We start from the raw sequence: 19,402 nt of genomic DNA, 5'->3' as shown, positions 1-19,402 counted from the left end.
CTTTGCGTCTGACCTTCTGCCGCCTGCACGTCAGTGAATCTCAATGCCGGTGGCGGCGCGGTAGTCCTCCATGGCGCCCCATTGCTGGGTCACGGCCGGCTGCTGCGCGCTGAGCTGGTCCCAGGTGACGCTCTGGCGGCCGCTGGGCACGCTGACCATCTCGATGCAGCCGTCCACCGGGCACACGTTGGCGCACAGGGCGCACCCGACGCAGTCACTTTCCCGTACCTGCGGAACCGGGCGCGTCACGGTAACTTCACGGCCGTTCGCGCGGGGATCGAAGCCAGGATCGACGCGCACGCCGTCCGGGCTGATCAGGTCAATGCACTGATGGGCCGTGTCGTTGCAGGCGACGTAACAGAGGTTGCACTGAATGCACTTGTCGGGGTTGATCCGCGCCACCGCCTGGTAGCTCAGGTCCAGCTGCCCGAAGGTGCTGACCTGCGGCAGGGCGCGGCCCGTGACGTCGGCGATCGTGGCGAATCCATGGTCGTCCATCCAGTTGCTCAGGCCGTCCGTGAGGTCCTCAATGATGCGGTAGCCGTAGTGCATGGCGGCCGTGCACACCTGCAGGCTGCTGGCGCCAAGCAGGAGGAACTCCGCGGCGTCACGCCACGTCTGGATGCCCCCCATGCCGCTGATCGGCACGCCGCTCGACCGGACCTGCGGGTCGGTCATCAGGTCGGCGAGCATGTTCAGGGCGATGGGCTTGACGGCCGGGCCGGCGTACCCGCCGTGTGTGCCTCGTCCGCCGATGCTGGGGGTGATCAGCAGCGTGTCGAGGTCCACCTTCATGATCGAGTTGATGGTGTTGATGAGCGACAGCGCCGTGGCGCCGCCGGCGAGGGCGGCGTGCGCGGGGTCAGTGATGCGTGTGATGTTCGGCGTGAGTTTCACGATCACCGGCAGCCGCGTGACGCTGGTTACCCAGTGCGTGTTCAGTTCGCACATTTCGGGCACCTGCCCGACCGCGGCGCCCATGCCGCGTTCACTCATGCCCTGCGGACACCCGTAGTTCAGTTCTATGCCGTCTGCGCCGGTGTCCTCGATCATCATGACGATGTCACGCCACGCCTGCGGGTCGGCATCCACCATCGCTGAGACGATCACGGCCCGGTCCGGCCACAACCGCTTGACTTCAGCGATCTCCCGGAGATTGACCTCCAGCGGGCGGTCGCTGATCAGTTCCACGTTGTTGATCGCCAGCAGACGCTGCCCGCCCAGGGACAGGCCGCCGTACCGGTTGCTGATGTTCAGGACCGGCGCGCCGATGGTCTTCCACACGGCGCCGCCCCAGCCGTACTCGAACGCCCGGTGAATCTGCGCGCCGCTGTTCGTGGGCGGCGCGGACGCCAGCCAGAAGGGATTGGGCGCGCGGATGCCCGCAAAATTGATGCTCAGATCAGCCATGGGTGGCCTCCGGACCGGTCGCATGATGTACAGCCTGGTAAAGGGGATGAGCGCGAACTTCCGGTGGGCTGTGAGGCGCGACCGGCGGGGCGTGCTGCCCCAGCGCGTGGCTGAGACTCGCAGCGATCAGTTTGCCGTCCTGCACGGCCATGACGGTGCTGGCGTTCCCACGGGCCCGCACGCAGTCCCCGCCGGCATACACGCGGGGAATGCTGGTGCGCATCGCGTCGTCCACGCGGATGTAGCCGCGGTCGAGCTCGAGTCCCAGCGTGAGCGCCAGCGCGGGTTTCTCCTGCCCGATGGCGGTGATGACGGTGTCACACGGAATCACGAAGTCACTGCCGGGAATGGGTTCGGGGCGGGCGCGGCCACTGTCGTCCGGGGCACCCAGCCCCATGCGCACGCACCGCAGGCCCGTCACCTGCCCTTCGTCGTGCAGGATCTCGACAGGCTGGGTCAGGAAACTGAAGGTGATGCCCTCGCTCAGCGCGAACTCGTACTCGTGGCGGTAGGCGGTCATCTCGCGTTCTGTGCGGCGGTACACCATCAGGGTCTGCGCGCCGCTGCGCCGGGCGATGGTGGCGGCGTCTATGGCGGTGTTGCCAGCGCCGATGATCACCGCGCGGCGGCCGATGCCGGTGGGACGTTCCATCTTGCTGGCCTCAATGACCTCCAGGCCGTCGAGTATGGCGGCCTCCCCGGGAACACCGAGTGCAGGCACAGCGCCGAGGCCCAGGGCAAGCACCACGGCGTCGTGCCGGCCAAGCAGATCGTCGAGTTCCTCACGGCTGGTCAGTTCACGACCGGTCACGACCTCCACGCCGAGCTCCTGGACAGCCTGCACCTCCCGCAGGGCCACCTCGACGGGTTCGCGCAGCACGATGATGCCGTAGGTGCTCAGGCCGCCGCCCAGTTCACGCTTCTCGTACAGGGTGACGTGGTGGCCCTGTTTGGCCAGTTCAGCGCTGGCACTCAGGCCGGCGGGGCCACTGCCGATGACCGCGACCGAGTGCCCGCTGGGCAGGCCCGCCGTGAACAGCTGCGCGCTGCGGTTGTGGACGTGGTCGACGGCGTGGCGTTGCAGGCGGCCAATCTGGATGGGCACGTGGTCTGCGCCCAGGACGCAGGCTCCCTCGCAGAGTTCCTGGACGGGGCACACGCGGGCGCAGGTGCCTCCGAGAAAGTTTGCTTCCAGAATGGTGCGGGCTGAGCCGCGCAGGTTGCCGGTGGCGATCTTGCGGATGAAGGTGGGAATGTCGATGTGGGTGGGGCACGCCTGAAGGCAGGGTGCGTCGTAGCAGTAGAGGCAGCGGTTGGCTTCGACGGTCGCCTCGTGTGCGGTCATGGGGGGCAGAAGTTCCTGGAACGCGCGTTCGGGGGGGCGGATATCTTCCATAACTGACCTCGCTTCGCTGTCGGCGTGTGGAACGGGGTCGGTTCGCACCCTCACTGGAGTCGATTTAACCGAATGATCATGATTCTAGGCGCCCTTATGCATAAGGTCAAGGCCAGCGTGTTTTTTTATCCATAAGCCCTTGGGGCGGGCCCCTGGATCAGAATCCGGTTTTTGGTGTTCAGGTGCCAGACTTTTACAGAGTGTCCAAGTGCACTGGGTAATGGCTCGTGATCGAAAATATACATCTATTGCATTTTTATGCTTTTGGGACCGTCCAGCCTCTGGAGGACTATGCTGTAAACGTCCACTCAGTCAGCCAAAGTTCTCGTGCCCGCGCAAGGAGAATGCATATTGTATTAGGTTAGCTTACAAATATGCACACCAGATACACAGCGGCAGGTGTTTACGAACCTGCTGTGCAAAATGTCATCAGATTTTTTAACAAAGCGCATGTTCTGAGACCTCACCCTGCTGAAATGCTCAGTGACCCGCAGCGTCCCTCCACGCGGCTCCACCGCTCCTGCAGCCGGGTTCTGGCAACCTTCACCTGCCCACGCCACTCCAACGTCCTACAACCCTGACGCGTGGCACCCGTTCATGAGCGCAGCGCGCTCTCACACCTGGACGGAAGCCGGCGTTCCCCCACCTTTGACCCTTACATACCCCCCTGAAGCAATCAGAGCACCAGGCGGCCCAGCTTGCGGTACTCCAGGTGCAGCGCCTCCTCCACCAGCGCCTGGGTCAGGGGCACGCTCCGGGCCACCGCCATAAACACGGCGTTCATCGCGACACTCCGGATGTTGCCGCCCGCCACTTCCGCCTGTGCCAACCGCGCAAAATCCACATCGCAGGTCTCCAGAGTAGCCGGGAAGGCCCCACGCCACAGCCGCTCCCGTTCCGCAGCCTGCGGCGCACGGAAATTGATCACGAACTGCAGGCGCCGCATGAACGCCACGTCCATGCTGCTCTCCAGGTTCGTGGTGAGCACCGCCAGGCCGTTGAACGTCTCAAGCCGTTGCAGCAGATAGTTCACCTGGGTGTTCGCGTACCGGTCGTTGCTGTCCCGCACCTCGCCACGCTTCCCGAAGACGCTGTCGGCCTCATCGAACAGCAGGACGCATCCCCCCTGATCCGCGGCGTCAAAAATCCGCTTGAGGTTCTTCTCTGTCTCACCAATGTACTTACTGACCGTGCTGCTCAGATCCACCCGGTACAGGTCAAGGTTCAGTTCGCGCGCCAGAACCTCCGCACTGAGCGTCTTCCCTGTCCCGCTTGGGCCGCTGAACAGCGCCGTGATGGACCGCCCGCGCCCCGGCCGGGCCAACCCCAGTTCCTCGTACACCTGCGACCGGTGCCGGACATGCGCCGCAATCTGCTGCAAGGCCATCCGGTCCGCGTCCGGGAGCACCAGGTCATCCCAGGAGGCGCGGCTGTCCACCCGCTGCGCCAGGGCGCCCATCAGGCGCCGGTTCGCGCCGCGCGCCGCTTCCCACGCCGCCTCCAGCCTTGCCCCCTGACCGGCATTGGCAGGCAGGGCCGCGCGCGCTTCCCGCGCCAGACGGTCGATCTGCTCCAGGCTCAGCTGGAACTGATCCCCCAGTTCCCGGAGCAGGGGCGCCTGCGACGTCAGGTTCAGGGCCTGCATCCACCGCTCGCGCTGCTCAGCTGGCGTGGGAGGCTGCACTTCCACGCTCAGGACCGCGCGGTCCGCCGTGAGGGGCAGCGGGTCCGGCGCGATCACCACCACCGGACCGGCCGCCACCGTCAGCACGCGGTCGACCAGCACTTCCGGCCCCGGCCCCTCAGGGGCGGGGGCGGTGGCATCCACGACCAGGCGAATGCCCCGCAGGTGCGTTTCCCGCTTCAGGACCCGCAGCGCCACGTCCTGCTCCTCTGGTGGGCGCGTTCCCAACAAGCCCACGTCCAGCAGCGCCGCCTGACCTGTGGGCGCCAGCAGGTGCGCGGCCAGCGACTGCGCACCCCCGGGATTGGGGCCGTACAGCAGCGCGGCCCGCTCGTTCCCGCCGCGGTCCAGGTGCCGGCGCAGCGTCCGCAGCGTCGCGTCCTGGGACGGGCTCAGCACGCCTCCCTGTGGCAGGTCACCCAGGACAGTCCGAACCTCCGGCGCGACCGTGTCCTCCCCGCGCAGAAAGGCCAGGGCCCCTGCACTCAGGCGGACCGGCACCAGCGCCTCCAGGACACTGGCGTTCGCACTCGTCCCGAATTCGAGCAGGTGGCATGCCACCAGCGGCCGGTCCGGCTGGAACGCACCAGCTTCCGTCCACTCATCCCCCAGCAGCCAGCGCCGCGCGAGGGACGGAGTCAGGAACGCGGAGTACATCCCGTCCACCTGCAACGCCGCGGCGCACGCCGACAGCATGCGGTCCGGAAACAGTTCGGTGGCCAGCGCCAGCGCCACCACCCCCGCCTCAAACTCACTGAGGGCCAGGCGCGCCTGCAACCCGCCCAGGCGCGTGCCTTTCACCTCTTCCGGAAGCGGCACCACATACCGGACGTCTGGCTCCGCCTGCTCACTCAGGGCCACGTCCAGCACCTGCGCGCTCAGCTGGTCGCACGCCGCCCGCAGCGCCTGACTGTCCGTAACCAGCTCCGGCACCGGCACAGCTGGCATTCAGCTCACCAGCCCGTTGGTCAGTCTGCGGGGGGACACGGGGACGTCCATCATGGGCGTGCCGCTCAGGCCGGGCCGGGCCGCCTGGCCGGTCTGGCGGTGAGGTGGCGTGAACTGGCATGTTTCGTCGTCCCGGCGGCCACGCACGGTGACCGGGAGCGTTCGCGGCAGGGGCGCTGAAGGCGATGACATTCTTTACCTCGTCTGGCCGGCGGGAGCGCACGGCGCGTCCGGACCTGAAAGTTGGGATGAAGCGGTGGGTGCTGCAGCGGGAACCGGAAGGCCGCAGGAGATCAGTTGAGGTTGATCATGACGCCTTTGACGTCAACGTTCCCGCCGCCGCCATCGATGCGGATGCCGCTGCGGGCCTTGAGTTCAAGGCGGCCGGTGCTGGTGATGGTCAGGGTGTTGCTGCGGGTATCGAGCTTCACCTCGTTGCCGTTCTTGTCACGGAGAATGACGAACGGCGCTTTCGGGTCATCCATCAGGGTCAGGCGGTGCCCCGCCGCAGTGCGAAGTTCCGTGAAGGGCTTCTTCTTGTCGTCGTTCAGTTCCAGGGCGTGTTTTTTGCTGCTCTGGAGGGTGATTCGCGGCGGGTCGGGGTCAAGGGGGTCGTCGTACGTGAGTTCGTGTCCGAGTCGGGTGCGGTAGACGCGCTGGATGACGGTGCCGTTCTTGATGACCTTCCCGGTGGGCCGCGGTGGGCTGTCCGTGCCGTTCCAGAGGCCCCCAATCACGTAGGGATGGTGAATGTCACCGTGTTCGAAACCGACGAGCACCTCGTCGTTCACTTCGGGAGTGTGATGGGTGCCGCGGTTCGCGCCGTTGGCCGTCCCGACCACGCGGGCCCAGTCGGTTTCGTCCTCTTCGGTGAGGGCCGGCAGCTTGAGTTTCACGCGGCCGAGGTTGTCCGGATCGTCATTGTTGGTGACGATGCCGATCATCAGACCCGCCGCGGGGGTGGCGCCCGCGTGGCCGGACCCGCTGCTGGCGCGGATCAGGCTCGCGAGCGAGTCGGGCTGGCTGCCACTGACGGCGAACTCGGTGCTGTAGCCTTCACCGTTGCGGTACACGTGGCGGACGCTGCTGGCGACGTACTGGCCGCTGAAGCGCTGCCCGACGTTGCGGACGTCGAGGGTGGTGCCGGCGGTCAGGCGGGGGTAGCCGGCGGTGGTGCCGCGCGCTTCAATCAGCTGTTCGGCCACCCGGTTGCGCTGGGCCTGGGCGATCGCGTCGGCGTACCCCTGGTCGCGCACGATCAGGGTGCTGCTGGTGGCAGGGGCGCTCATGCGGAAGGCGCCCTGCGCGACATTCTCGCTGCGGGTCTCCTCACTGATCTGCGCTTTGCCTTCGCCGCTCTGCGCCTGGGCGACCACGCTGCGTTTCTGGCGGGGGTCCCACGACCGGACGGTGCTCTGACTGGTCTGGTTCAGGCTGCTCAGGCGGGGCAGGAATTCACTGAGGTTGTCGCCCCAGGTGAGCACGATGGGATCCTGACCACGAACGGGTTCGCAGTGCAGGGTGGTGCCGTCGGCATACAGGATGTACCCGAGCCGGGCCGCGCGTTCGCGCAGGAAGGCGAGATTCGTCTGGTTGTGCTGCAGGACGTAGGGGTGCACGACGCTGGCCGGTCCCGTCCTGGCGGTCATTCCCGCCTCTCCGGCCAGTTTTTTGACGAGGTCCATGTCACTGACGTTCTGAAAGGACCGGGTGTTCGTGCCGCGCGCCAGGCGGTGCAGGCGGTCGAAGGCACGCAGCCGCAGCTGCTGCGTGGCGCGCGTGAAGCGCGGTTCAATTTCGACGAGTTCTCCGTCGAACACGGTTTCCTGGTTGCCGTGCACCTGGGCAATCACCTTAAGGCGCGCGCCGAGCCGGTAGCTGGGGTCGTCGATCAGCGAGCCGCCCGGGTCACGCAGGGTGATGGTGGCCACGTCCGGCAGCTGCAGGCTGCTGTCCACGGTGATCTCATCGATCAGGCGGAACTGCTCGGGGTTCATGTCCCGCCCGTCGACGTTCATGTACAGGGTGCTGACGGCGCCTTCAAGCGCCTCGCGTTTCACGCGGGTCACCCCTGGCCCCTCCCGAAGGGGGTGCGGCGCAGGTCGCCGACGAAGCCGGCGCGGCCGGCAGCGTCGCGGATGCCCTGGCTGACGTGATACGTGTGGCCCAGGCCGGCGCTGCCTTCAAAGGACGTGGCGGTGTCAGCCTGCTCGAAGGTGGTTTTCACGGTGGAGCGCACGGGGGTGCCGTCGGGCATGAACAGCGTGAACTGCTGTTCCAGGTCGGTGATCACGGCCTTGAAGTGCCAGGTCTGACCCCACTGGAACAGCACACTGGACGGCTTGCCCTTCTTGATCTGGCTGCCCTGCCCGCCGGCGCCGTCTCCGGTCTGCAATTCACTCAGGGCCCACAGGGGCGCGGTGTACTTGCGGACATCCTCGACGACGCCGGCGGACGCGCGGCGGGCGTACGTGTCGAAAAACAGCTCCAGGGTCAGCCGGGCGGGGGAGCCGCCAAGGTACACCTTGTTGCCGGTGTCGTTGTTGTCGTTGCTTTCAGTTTTCCAGTTCACGCTGCGGCTGATGGCGTACTCACGCGGGTTGAACATGCATTCGATCGGGCTGCGGCTGCCGCCGTCGACCGGGACGATCTGGGCTTTGATGAATTGTCCTCCGGTGCTGCTGCGCTCGTTGGCGATCATGGCGTCCTCCTGAGGGGAGCGAAACGGGGTGACGATACGGCGTGCGAAGCCGGGTGCGCCTGGGGCGTCAGCGGCATTCGGCGGGGCGGGGCGTTCCAGGACGGTACATGCACCAGCGTTCCTGTTCACCTTTGAGGGTGTAGGTGCCGAGCATGGTCTTGCGGCCGCTGCGGATGGACGCCACGAAGCTGAATTCCGGCACTTTCGGTGAGGTGGCGCTGAGGGTCTCGCCGTTGAAGATCAGCGCAACGGGCACGGTGGGGACGCCGGGCCGGGTGCTTGTGAAGGTTCCGGTGGCGGCGCGTCCGTCGACGTTCTGGATGCTCACGGTGCCGAACGGGTGGATCCAGGTGCCGGCGAGGTCGGTGTAGGCGTCGGGCTGGTGGTCGCCGGTGACGGTGACGGTGATGGGCGTCTTGTACGGTTTGTCGTCGGCAGTGAGGGTGTAGGTGTGCGTGACGGTGGGGGTGATGGTGATCTTGCCGTTGGGCGGCAGGGGTCCGTCGATGCCGTCGATGCGGACGGTGCTGGTGTTCACGGCGTACCAGTTGAACGTCACGCTCTGCCCGGCCTGAATGGTGCGGGCGGAGGCGTTGAAGCGCGTCACGATGGGGCCTTTGCCACTCACGTCATTGGGGGGGGTGTTGGGCACCGGGGGCGGCGTAGGGGTTACCGACTGCGTCTGGGCCGCCGCGGCTTTCACGGTGATCGTCTGGGTGCGCTGCTCGCCGCCGGCACTCAGGGTGTAGGTGCCGCTGCGGCTGACCAGCACGCGGGTGCTGTCGCGGGCGCCCCACAGGCCGCCGCTGCGGCTGCCGTCGATCTGGCCGGCGGGACCGCTGAGGCGCGCGGCGCTGGCGTTGGCGACGTCCCAGGTGAAGGTGACCTGCCCAGGGGCGCTGAGGGTGAGGGCCGAGGCGGTGAAGCTGTTGATCTTCGCGCGCGGCGCGGCGCGAACCGTGATCGTCTGCGTCCCGGTGACTGTTCCGGCGCGGAGGGTAAAGGTCCGCGTGGCATTCACGGGTACGGTCGTGCGGCCCTGGGCGGGCCAGCTGCCGTCACGGTTGGGGCCCTTGACCCCGTCGATGCGGACGCTGGGCGTCTTCTGCACGTTCCAGGCGAGGACGGCGACGCCGCTGCCGGTGATCTGGGTGGGGGTCACGGTGAACGCCTGGATGGAGGGAATGGGGAGCCGCACCTGAACCGTCTGCCGCTGCTCGGCCGCGCCGGCCGTGAGGGTAAACGTGCGCGTGGCGTTGACGGTGAGCGTGGTGTTGCCCTTGGGGGGCCATTTGCCGCCGGGCAGCGGGCCGGGCAGTCCGGCGAGGCGCACGGCGGGCGTGTTGGCGACGTCCCAGCTGAGCGTGACGGGTCCAGGCGCGCTGAGCTGCGCCGAGCTGACCGTGAACGCGTTGATGGCGACCGGCAGCGGCGTGACCTTCACGGTGCGCGGCAGGCGCAGCTGCTTGCCGTTGCGCAGGTACAGCACCAGCGTGTACGTGCGGGTGGTGTTCACCTTTTCGATCACCCTGGTGCCGGTGGGGTCGAACCGGCCGTTCGGCATCGGGCCGGTGAGGGGCAGAATGGTAACGTTCTGGAAGCCTTCGGCCTGCCAGTTCAAGGTGACGTCGCCCTGGCCGGTGATCTGTTCAGGGGTCGCCGTGAAGGTGATTTTCTTCACGTCGGCCTGCTCCTTGGCCTGCGCTTCCTTCTCGGCGGCCGCTTTGGCCTGCGCGGCGGCGGCGGCCTCCTCGGCGGCCCGGTCCACGGGAATGACAGTCAGCTGCTTGCTGACCGGCACCTGGTCGCCGGCGTCGTTGCGCGCCGTGAGCGTGATGCTGGTGCTGGCCGGCGGAGCGTCCTTGATGGTCTCCCCCTGCGGCGCGCTGTCCTCAGCGCCCTGGCCGTACTGGACGTTTACGCTGCTGGCGTCGCGGGTCTTCCAGATGATCTTGAATTTCTGGTCGCTGCGCACCGGGTTCGGGCTGATTTCAAACTGAGTGAACTGCGGCTTGGGGGTGACGAGGTCAAGGCGCACGTTGGCGCTTTTGGTGATGCCGCCCGCTCCGGTGGCGGTGATCACGTACGTGGCGCTGGCCTCGTCGCGGGGCGTCAGTGTCTTCTGACCGCGGGGCTCCACGGTGCCCAGACCGTCAATCGTCACTTCGGTGGCGTTGGTGACGTTCCACGACAGCACCGAGCTCTCCCCTTTCTTGACCTGGGCGGGCGTGAACTTGAATTCCTTGACTTCCGGTCCCAGGACACTGACGCTGCGGGTGTCGGTTTCACGTTCCGATCCATTCTGCGCGGTGAGGATCAGGGTGGTGTCCTTGGCCGGCACGAAGGTGCTCTTGCCACTGGCGGGCACCTTGCCCAGCTCACTGATGCTGACCTGTGGGGCGTTGCGGACCCGCCACGTGACGGTCACAGGCTGGTTACCCGACACGCGGGGTGGTGTCACGTCGAACAGTTCGATCACCGGCCGCTCAAAGCGGGCCTGCACGACCTGCGCACGCTCGACGCGGCGCCCGATCAGGGAGCGGGCGACCAGGGTGTATTTCTGATCCTTCTGGATGCCGCTGATTTTCAGCGTTCCGTCGGCGCCCAGGCGCTGGCCCTGATCACCAAGTTCCAGGATGCTGACGTTCCGGACATTCTGGGTGTCCCAGCGGAGGGTGAACGGCTGGCCTGGCGCGACCACCGTGTCGCTGCCACTGAGGTCGAACTGCGTGATCTGCGGCGGGCGGGTCAGCCACCAGATCAGCACGCCAATCAGCAGAATCAGGAGCGGCAGCAGCCACAGCGGAATGAGGGGCACGTGGTGCAGTTCCGCTTCGGCGCTGGTCACCGGGCGGTCGGCGACCTCGTCGTCTGCCGCCACCGGGAAGACGTTCAGGTGCAGGCGGTGCTGGCTGGCGGCCCCCACCCAGCGCAGCGGCACGCGGACCTTCATGGTTTCCTCGCGGGTCTGGCCGGCGGTCAGGGGCACGCGGGCAGGCACGTCGGTCACGCGGATGCGGCCCTGACCCATCAGCGCCCGGCGGGCTCCGGCCACGGCGGCGTGACGGGCTTCCTGGGCGGCCTGCCGGGCGGCCTCGCGGGCCAGCACCTCGGGGTTGATCCCCCGGGCCGTCACGGTGCCGTTCTGCGGGACCTGCACGAAGTCCTGCCAGCGGGGCAGGACATGCACGGCCCCTTCGTTGTCGTGAAGGCGCGGACTGACCGTCAGGTCGGTGTTGCCGCGGTTCTCAAGTTTCAGGGTGTAGGTGGTGTGCCGCCAGGTGCGGCGCACGGGCGGCAGCAGGGTGGCGACCGTCTCCTGAAAGGGAGCGACCGTGAGGGCCAGGGGCGCGCTGCCGGTCTCGGCGGGGTTCTCGCGGGAGCGGGCGATGACGGTCACGTCGTACGTGCCGGCGCGGCTGCGGCTGTCGCGCGGAGCCAGCAGGGTCAGTGTGGCGTGACCCTGCATGCCGGGGTTCAGCTGCACTTCCTGGTGGGCGTCCTGCACCCACTCGGGCGGAATGCCGTCCAGGGTCAGGCGGAAATGATCGACGGTGACGCCGGTGTTGGCGAGGTTCAGGTGCAGCAGCGTGGGCGTGCCGGGGACCAGCGTGAGCGCGGGGCGTTCCGGGGTGACCACGATGCGGGCGTGGGCAGGGGCGCGCTGCGGGCCGACCAGCACCAGCCAGTAGGGCCGCAGGTACAGGGGCGTGCGGTCCGGCCAGCGCAGCGGCGTCATGGGCGTCAGGGGCAGGCCGTCCATGACGGCGCCGTTCGTGGCGGTGAGTTCCGTCACGGCCGCCTGCCCGGCGGTGAAGCTCACGTTGAGGTGGTGACGGCTCACGCCCGAGTGCTCAAGGACCACCGTGTTGTCGTGCCCGCGCCCTACGGTCAGGGTCTCGCCGCTGACAGGCAGGGTGCGCAGCAGCTCGTGCCGTTCGCTGAACACCAGCAGCTGCGTCTGCGTGCTGGCCGGCACGCTGTCCAGAGGTGGGGCGGGCGGCAGGACCGGCAGGGCGCTGAGGCGCACAGTGGGTTCTGGACCGCCGGGCATCAGGCCGTTGAGGATTTCCTGCAGCGCCGCTTCAAGAGCCGCGGCGTCGGCGTAGCGGTCGTCCGGGTCTTTGGCAAGGCAGGTGAGCAGCACCTCTTCCAGCGTTTCAGGCAGGTCGGGCCGCAGCCGGCTGGGCTGGCGGGGCGCGACGTGCTGGTGCTTTTCGAGCGCTTCGGCGGCGTCGCGGATCTCGAAGGGCACCATGCCGGTCAGCAGTTCGTACAGGATCAGACCCAGCGCGTACAGGTCGGTGCGCAGTTCGTTGCGCACGCCGCGGCACTGTTCGGGGCTCATGTACGCCAGGGCGTTCACGACGGCGCGGTCATGGGTGCCGTAACTGCCGGCGCGCAGTTCGGCCAGGCCGAAGTCCGCCAGTTGCGTGACGTACCCGGTGTGCCCCAGCAGCGCCCGGCCCGGCTGCAGGATCAGATTCTCGGGTTTCAGGTTGCCGTGCATCAGTCCGTGCGCGTGCGCGTGCGCGAGCCCGGCGGCCGCCTGCCGGACGAGTTCCACGGCGGTCACGATAGGCAGAGGCTGCGCCTCGCGGGACTGGGACTGGAGAATCTGCCGGGCGCTGCCGGCGCGGCCGAGCTGCATGGAGTAGAACGCCCGCCCGGCACGCAGCTGCAGTTCGCCGGTCGGCAGGAGGTGCGGGTGGCTCAGCGTAGAAACGCGCAGCAGCAGCCGCTCAAGCTGCATGATCAGGAACGACTGGCCGCTGCTGGCCTCATCCAGGACGCGCAGGGCCACCTCCCGGCCCTCATCGAGGTCGGTGGCGGTATAGACGGTGCCCAGCCAGCCGCCTCCAAGGGGACGGCTCAGCTGGTAATGGTGGAAGGTCCGGGTATCGGTCATGTGGGAGGTCCTGCGGAGCCCTGGTCAGGCGTGGAGGGAAGAGGCGTCGTGAGGACCGGGTCGGCTGTGCCGTCCAGCGCCGGTTCAGCCTGCGGCGCCGGACGTGGGTCGGGCGCGGAGGCCTCAGGAGGCGCGGCGACCCACTCGACGTCCACCCGGGCGTGGGCGGGCGCGTGCGCATGAATGAACGCCGTGACGGCCTCGCGGCTGGCGGTGTCGTCCCCGTCGGGCGGGTCGAGCAGCCGCACGGTCAGGGTGTGGGGACGGGCGCTGTCTTCGCGCAGCACGGGGCTCAGGCCGTACACGGTTTCCAGGGCGCGGCTCAGCCCGTAGCGGGTGCCGCGCCAGCGGTACAGGGTGACGGCCTCGCGCAGCCAGGCGCGCTGGCGCGCTTCCGGCCAGTGCGGGTCCAGGGGAACCCCCAGCCACTGGGCCATCCAGGTCAGCACCGCGGGCGGCGCCACCCGCGGGTCGAACACCATGTCCAGGCTGTCCTGGCGGCGCTGCAGGGGTTCCCAGACCGCCTCGAAGATCTTCAGGTACCGCGAGAGGAACTCGGACTCCTGAAAAAACGGTGGGAGGAACTCGGTGTACAGGGCCGGGGCGTTCCGCGGGGGCTGTTCGGGCGCGGCGGTCGGCAGTGGTGGCCGGGCGGGCAGCGCGGCCAGTTCCCCCTGCTCCTGCACGCGCCCGGCGGGGGCGGGGGCCGGGCGCGTTTCGGGCGCGGCCGTCAGGTACGCCAGGGTAAAGGGGCCGATCTGGATTTCGTCGCCGCTCTCCAGCCGGCGCGGCTGGTTCGGCGCGAGGCGGTGGCCGTTCACGAAGGTCACGGCGTCGCCAGCGGCGAGGTGGGTGAGCAGCACCGCGCCGTTTTCCGATGTGATCTCGGCGTGGCGGATGGCGACGCTCGGGTCGCGCAGCGGCAGGCCGTTGTCCGGGGTTCGCCCGATGGACAGCTGCCGGGCGAGCGGCAGGACGCGCAGCACGTCGCCGCCGCGGCGGACCTGCAGGCTGGCGCTGGGAAGGGGGGTCATCAGTGGTCCACCCGCACGTGGTGCACGTCGGAGACGATGATCGCCTGCGGCGGCAGCGGCAGGCTGCCGGTGATGGTTTCGCGGCTGTCGGACTGGCCGGGTTCGGTCAGGACGACCTGCACGTCCTCCACGACTTCCAGGCCGGGCACGCCGCGCAGCAGGCCGTACAGTTCGCTGAGCGTCAGGGTCCGCCCGAACGGCCAGCCTTTGCCGTCCGGACCGCCGGTAAAGGGGTTGAGGTAGCTGTACAGCACCTGCATGGCGCGCCGGCGCACGTCTTCCCGCACGGGCCGGCTGGCGCCGTGGGCGGTGCGGACGGTGGCGGTCACGCTGACCCACACGTACTGCGGGGCGCGCAGGTCCAGGGTGGTGCCGACCGGGCGGCGCAGGTCAAGTTCCTCCTGAACCGCCGCGCGCAGTTCAGCGCTGAGCGTCAGGCGTTCCGGCGCGATGCGCCCGGTCATCGGGGAGAGCGGGTCGGTGCTGGGGTCATCCAGGGCGATCAGGTCGTCCAGTGACACCTGGGGCAGCAGGGCCACGGTGACCTGACCGGGCGGCACGGTCAGCGCCCGGATCTGGCCGGGATACGTCTGGCCGGGCGCGGCCATGTTGGGCGTGATGCAGCGGGCGCGGGCCACGCCGCTGACCTGAGCGGCGAGGTGCTCGTAATCATCGGCCGTCACCGCGCGGGTGCGGGTGCGCAGCAGCTGCGGCACGCGCTGAACGGCGTCTTCGAGCTGCTGGCCGTTGCGTCCGCCGGCTGCCGGCGCGTGGTTGGTAACGCGCGCGACGTACGGGAGGCTGCTTTTCAGCACGGTGAGGCTGCGCGCCGGGACGTTGCCGCCCGCACCGCCGCCGTACTGGTAGCGGCGCATGCGGATCGCGGCGCCCTGCGGGGGCACGGTGCCGAAGCGGTACACGCTGCCGTCGGGCTGCAGAATGCTGGGCGCGAACGCCACCTCGCGGGAGCTGGTGTCGAAGGTGAAATGCCGGTCCAGCGGCGAGGACATCGAGAAGTCGGCCACCGGGGTGTACAGACTGGCGTCTCCTTCGGGCGTGACCACCTCGATCAGGTCGCGGTCCGGGTCAAGGTGCAGCACCGGGCCGTGCAGCAGCGTGAAGCGTTGCCCGGGGGCGCCGCTGCTCTGCCCCAGCAGCTCGTTGGTCACGACCGTGGCGTGCCGGGCGGGCACGGTGATGCCGCGGGCGTCGACCCGCAGGGTCTCCAGATCGGGACTGACTTTGTACCCGGCGTGCATCTGTTCGTTCGTCAGGCGGCAGCGGAGCCAGTACCCGCGCTGGTCGAAGAAGCTTCCCTCGCGCATGGTGGGCAGGCGAAGAATCAGCTCGCCGGAAATGTTGAAGGCGTGCGTGCCGTCGTACTCGACGTCACAGGGGGCCCAGCGGCTCACGCCGCCCTGCCACACCTCCCACACGTAAGGGGGATGCTGGGGGTTGACGCCCGCGCCCCCGGCGAGTTCCACGCCGAACGTCAGCGCCAGGACATGCTCGCTGTGATCGGCGTCAAGCTGCACGAACAGCGCGTCGCCCGGCTGCGGCTGCGGCTGGAAGATCGGAAAGCGGTAGCCGGGCAGACCCAGCTGCGCCAGGTCGTGCCGGACGCCTGCGGTGTCGCCCTCCCCGCCCAGGCGCACCTGCGCGAGGGTGTTGGCGGTGTACAGCCCCGAGAGACGTGGGGGGCGGATCACGCCGGCGCGCTCCGTGGAGAACACGGTGGCCTCATTGACCTCGGTGCGCAGCGTGGCGACCTCGGTGCCGGCGGCAATGGCGAGCGGCGTGTCCTGCGGGGCGCTGAGGTAGAAGGTGACGGGCGCCTGCGCTGCGCGTGGCGGAGCGAGCTGCACCCCGATCAGGTCAAGGAAGGCGATCAGGAGTTTGTCCGGCACCTGGTTGACGCGGTACAGCAGCAGGTCGGTCATCCAGGCGAACACTTCCAGGATGGCCATACCCGGGTCGCTGGGGTTGTGATCGGTCCATTCCGGGCAGAACTGCGGGATCAGGCGCCGGGCTTCGTCGAGGATGTCGTCGAAGCGGCGGTCGTCGAGGTTCACGGTGGGTAGGGGCACGGGGGTCTCCGGGGTCAGGGGGCGCGGTAGAAGGGGAAGATCAGGGACCGGGGCTCCGGAGTGCCTTTGAGCCGGTAACGGAGGTCCACAACGATGCGGGCGGCGTCGCCCGGGTCCAGCTGGGCCTGCACGCGGTCCACCTCGATGCGGGGTTCCCAGCGGCGCAGCGCTTCATCCACGTAGTACGACGCGAGGCCAAGGGTGGTGGCGTCGCCGGGCGCGAACACCAGTTCGTGAATGCGGCAGCCGTACTCGGGGCGCATTACGCGCTGGCCGCGCGCGGTCATCAGCAGGGTCAGGATGGCCTGGGTGACGGCGCGTTCGCCCGACACCATGCCCAGCTGACCTCGGGCATTGACGCTGATGGGAAAGGCAACGCCGGTACCGAGGACGTCGGGCGGGGCGGGACGAGAAAGAGGTCGGGTCACAGCGGTACTCCTGCGGGGGGGATGGACTCAGGGGCAGGGTAACGGCTCAAGGGGCCTCCGCGAGGCTCAGTTGCGCCTGCCGGGTGTGGGGTGTGAGCACCAGGCGCTGCCCGTCGAGGGTCAGGACGTCCAGCCGGGTGACCGCCTCACGCGGCGCGTCGAGGTGCACCACGCCGTGCGGGTCCGTGAAGGCGCGCGCGCCGGTGTCGCTGCGGACCAGGGCGTCAGCCAGCGGGCGGCCCTGCGCGTCGCGCAGCTGCCAGCTTGACCGCTGCCGGCGGGCCACGATGGGCGCGTCCCGATCGAGGCTGCCGCGCAGGCTGAGGTCGCGTTCCAGTACGAGGGGCGCGAAGCGGCTCACGTTCAGGTCGAGGGGCACGGTCACGGTGTACTGCAGGTGGGGGCGGACGGGGAGGCCCAGGCTGCTGAACACAGTCTGAGGCGCGTCCGACTGCGTGACGCTGCCCAGCACGGCCATGTTCAGGCGCCGGGCTTCCTCGGGCAGGTAGCGTTCGTCCCATTCGTCCTGGCGGAGCAGCGCGGTCAGGACGCGCCACAGGACGGCCCACTCGTCTCGGCCCAGTTCGTCCAGCTGCGCTTTGAAGAACACGGTGACCAGGAACCGCAGGTCCATGCGCCGCGGCGCGAGGTGCCGCTGCACGCCGCCGGGCATGGGGGTCTGCGTAAAGGCCATGGAACGCAGCGCGGTGTTCTCGCGCAGGTCGTGGAGAAAAAAGTTGAGAGTTGGCCGGGTCAGGGAGGCGACCCAGCTGCTGGTGGGCGCGGCGAAGCGCACGTCGATGGCGTCGCGGGGCAGCTGCGCCTCGTCGTGGATGAGGGCGCGCAGGTGCTGCTGGACTTCTGCGATCATGCCGCCGCCCCCGGTGGTCTAGACAGGTGGCCACGCGCAGTGCCTCCCCCCACGCATGCCACCAGCGGGGGCGTTGTGAGGTACCACACGGAGAACAGTTGTCCTGGAGGGCTAGTCTTCAAAGTTTCAACCTCGGGAAATCAGAGTGACTGGTCAGTATAGGGAGGCCCCCGCGCGCGCGTCTCCACACATGCGGTTTACACGTCTGCTCGGTTCTGAAAATGTTGAGCCCTCAGTGCTCCACGTCCGCCTGCAGGTCCCTGCGGACGTCGTAAACGCTGCTATTTCTCGGAGGAACCCATGGCTGAATACCTGTCCCCAGGCGTCTATATCGAAGAAACCCAGAGCGGCCCGAGGCCCATCGAGGGCATCAGCACCACCACCGCCGCGTTCGTCGGCTTTGCCCCCAACGGCCCCGCGAACACCCCGGTCTTCGTGGCGAACTGGCAGCAGTTCAAAGAGATTTTCGGCAGTGTGGACGCCAGCGGGAACCGCAACCCCTTCATGGACGGCGCCTACCTCGCCCAGAGCGTGTACGCCTACTTCAACAACGGCGGCACCCGCTGCTACGTCGTGCGCCTCGTGCCTCAGCAGGCCCAGAGCCAGGGCAAACGCACCGTTGAAGCGGCTCGCCCGCTGCAGCTGCCCAGCCGCGCCAGCAAGGCCGTGCCCAGCCTCAGCATCGTCGCCCGCGACGGCCGCCAGAGTGACATTCAGATCGAGGTGCTCGCCCCGGATCCCGTCAAACCCGGCGACGCTCCCAAAGGCAAGGACGGCAAACCCGCCGACCCCGAAGAGGGCGAAGGCGGCCTGTTCACCCTCAAGGTCACGCGCAACGACGTCACGGAAACCTTCCCCAACGTCTCCATGGGCAAAAAACACGCCCGCAGCGTGGCTGAAGTCGTGAACAAGGACAGCGTACTGATCACCATCGAGGAAACCAGCACCGCCGGCCCCCTGGTCGAGCGCGCCCCGGAACTCGGCAGCTACGTCCTGCAGGCCGACAGCAACGTCATCGAACAGGGCCGCGAACTCAAGGGTCAGGACTTCGTGGGCAGTGTCGACGGCCGCAGCGGCATCGAGAGCCTCGAGATCGCCGAAGAGGTCAGCATGATTGCCGTGCCGGACCTCATGAGCGCCTACCAGGCCGGCATGATCACCGAAGACGGCGTCAAGAGCGTGCAGCGCGCCCTGATCGACCACTGTGAGCGCAACGCCAACCGCATCGCCCTGCTCGACACCCCGCCCGACCTGACCCCCCAGCAGGCCGTGAAGTGGCGCAACGTGGACACCAACTTCGACTCCAGCTACGCCGCCATGTACTACCCCTGGATCAAGATCGAAGGGCCCGACGGCAACCCCATGGTGGTGCCGCCCAGCGGCTTCGTGGCCGGCATCTACGCCCGGAACGACGTGGAGCGCGGCGTGCACAAGGCGCCCGCCAACGAGATCGTGCGCGGCATCCTCGGCCCGGCCATCCAGATCACGAAAAGCGAACAGGACATCCTCAACCCCATCGGCGTGAACTGCATCCGCGAGTTCCCCGGCATGGGCGTGCGCGTCTGGGGCGCCCGGACCCTGTCCAGCAACGCCCAGTGGCGCTACGTCCCGGTCCGCCGCCTGTTCAACTACGTTGAAAAGAGCATCGAACGCGGCACCCAGTGGGCCGTATTCGAACCCAACGACGAGAACCTCTGGTTCCGCATCCGCCGCGACATCAACTCCTTCCTCACCAGCGTGTGGCGTGACGGCGCCCTGTTCGGCAACACCCCCCGCGAAGCGTTCTACGTGAAGTGCGACGGGGAACTGAACCCGGCCGAACTGCGTGACCGCGGCATGCTTCAGGTCGAAATTGGCCTGGCGCCCGTCAAACCCGCTGAATTCATCGTGTTCCGCTTCAGCCAGTACGCCGGTGGCGGCCAGTAAGGTCCCCG

General features: G+C 68.2%; 12 protein-coding genes. 1 reads left to right on the top strand and 11 read right to left on the bottom strand.

What is annotated here, in order from left to right; all coding sequences use genetic code 11:
• Positions 1 to 30: 30 nt before the first annotated feature.
• The 11 genes from preA to LAJ19_RS19365 form a co-directional block, all read right to left on the bottom strand.
• Complete coding sequence (preA, locus tag LAJ19_RS19415) at positions 31 to 1,410, bottom strand: NAD-dependent dihydropyrimidine dehydrogenase subunit PreA (protein ID WP_225524148.1); 1,380 nt, start codon at positions 1,408 to 1,410, stop codon at positions 31 to 33.
• On the bottom strand, positions 1,403 to 2,806 hold the full coding sequence (locus tag LAJ19_RS19410; RefSeq protein WP_225524147.1) for an NAD(P)-dependent oxidoreductase: 1,404 nt from the start codon (positions 2,804 to 2,806) through the stop codon (positions 1,403 to 1,405). Before LAJ19_RS19410 ends, preA begins: the two co-directional genes overlap by 8 nt.
• Positions 2,807 to 3,482: 676 nt before the next feature.
• Entirely contained in the window at positions 3,483 to 5,438 is a 1,956-nt protein-coding gene (locus LAJ19_RS19405; protein ID WP_225524146.1) for an ATP-binding protein, read from the bottom strand.
• Positions 5,439 to 5,630 carry a hypothetical protein gene (locus LAJ19_RS19400; protein WP_225524145.1) on the bottom strand — a complete coding sequence of 64 codons (192 nt, stop codon included), beginning with the start codon at positions 5,628 to 5,630 and terminating at the stop codon, positions 5,439 to 5,441. It abuts the gene before it with no gap.
• Between the two features lie 101 nt (positions 5,631 to 5,731).
• On the bottom strand, positions 5,732 to 7,507 hold the full coding sequence (locus LAJ19_RS19395; protein WP_225524144.1) for a VgrG-related protein: 1,776 nt from the start codon (positions 7,505 to 7,507) through the stop codon (positions 5,732 to 5,734).
• On the bottom strand, positions 7,504 to 8,139 hold the full coding sequence (locus LAJ19_RS19390) for a CIS tube protein (RefSeq protein ID WP_225524143.1): 636 nt from the start codon (positions 8,137 to 8,139) through the stop codon (positions 7,504 to 7,506). Before LAJ19_RS19390 ends, LAJ19_RS19395 begins: the two co-directional genes overlap by 4 nt.
• A gap of 67 nt (positions 8,140 to 8,206) precedes the next feature.
• Positions 8,207 to 13,048, bottom strand: coding sequence for an FHA domain-containing serine/threonine-protein kinase (locus LAJ19_RS19385; protein WP_225524142.1), 4,842 nt, complete (start codon positions 13,046 to 13,048; stop codon positions 8,207 to 8,209).
• Positions 13,045 to 14,082, bottom strand: a complete 1,038-nt coding sequence (locus LAJ19_RS19380; protein WP_225524141.1) for a phage tail protein — start codon at positions 14,080 to 14,082, stop codon at positions 13,045 to 13,047. The genes LAJ19_RS19385 and LAJ19_RS19380 overlap by 4 nt, the downstream gene beginning before the upstream one ends.
• Positions 14,082 to 16,169 (bottom strand): putative baseplate assembly protein, encoded by a 2,088-nt coding sequence (locus LAJ19_RS19375; RefSeq protein WP_225524140.1) that lies wholly within the window; start codon positions 16,167 to 16,169, stop codon positions 14,082 to 14,084. The genes LAJ19_RS19380 and LAJ19_RS19375 overlap by 1 nt, the downstream gene beginning before the upstream one ends.
• 14 nt (positions 16,170 to 16,183) lie before the next feature.
• Positions 16,184 to 16,597, bottom strand: a complete 414-nt coding sequence (locus LAJ19_RS19370; protein ID WP_225524139.1) for a GPW/gp25 family protein — start codon at positions 16,595 to 16,597, stop codon at positions 16,184 to 16,186.
• Between the two features lie 46 nt (positions 16,598 to 16,643).
• Positions 16,644 to 17,468 carry a Pvc16 family protein gene (locus LAJ19_RS19365; RefSeq protein WP_225524138.1) on the bottom strand — a complete coding sequence of 275 codons (825 nt, stop codon included), beginning with the start codon at positions 17,466 to 17,468 and terminating at the stop codon, positions 16,644 to 16,646.
• 300 nt (positions 17,469 to 17,768) lie between these two features.
• On the opposite strand from LAJ19_RS19365, the gene LAJ19_RS19360 reads away from it, so the two are divergent.
• Positions 17,769 to 19,394 (top strand): phage tail sheath family protein, encoded by a 1,626-nt coding sequence (locus LAJ19_RS19360; RefSeq protein WP_225524137.1) that lies wholly within the window; start codon positions 17,769 to 17,771, stop codon positions 19,392 to 19,394.
• Positions 19,395 to 19,402: the final 8 nt, after the last annotated feature.

It is taken from the genome of Deinococcus taeanensis (assembly GCF_020229735.1).
GTDB classification, from domain to species: domain Bacteria; phylum Deinococcota; class Deinococci; order Deinococcales; family Deinococcaceae; genus Deinococcus; species Deinococcus taeanensis.
Note: the sequence above shows the minus strand (reverse complement) of the source record. Positions and strands in the feature narration are given on the sequence as shown.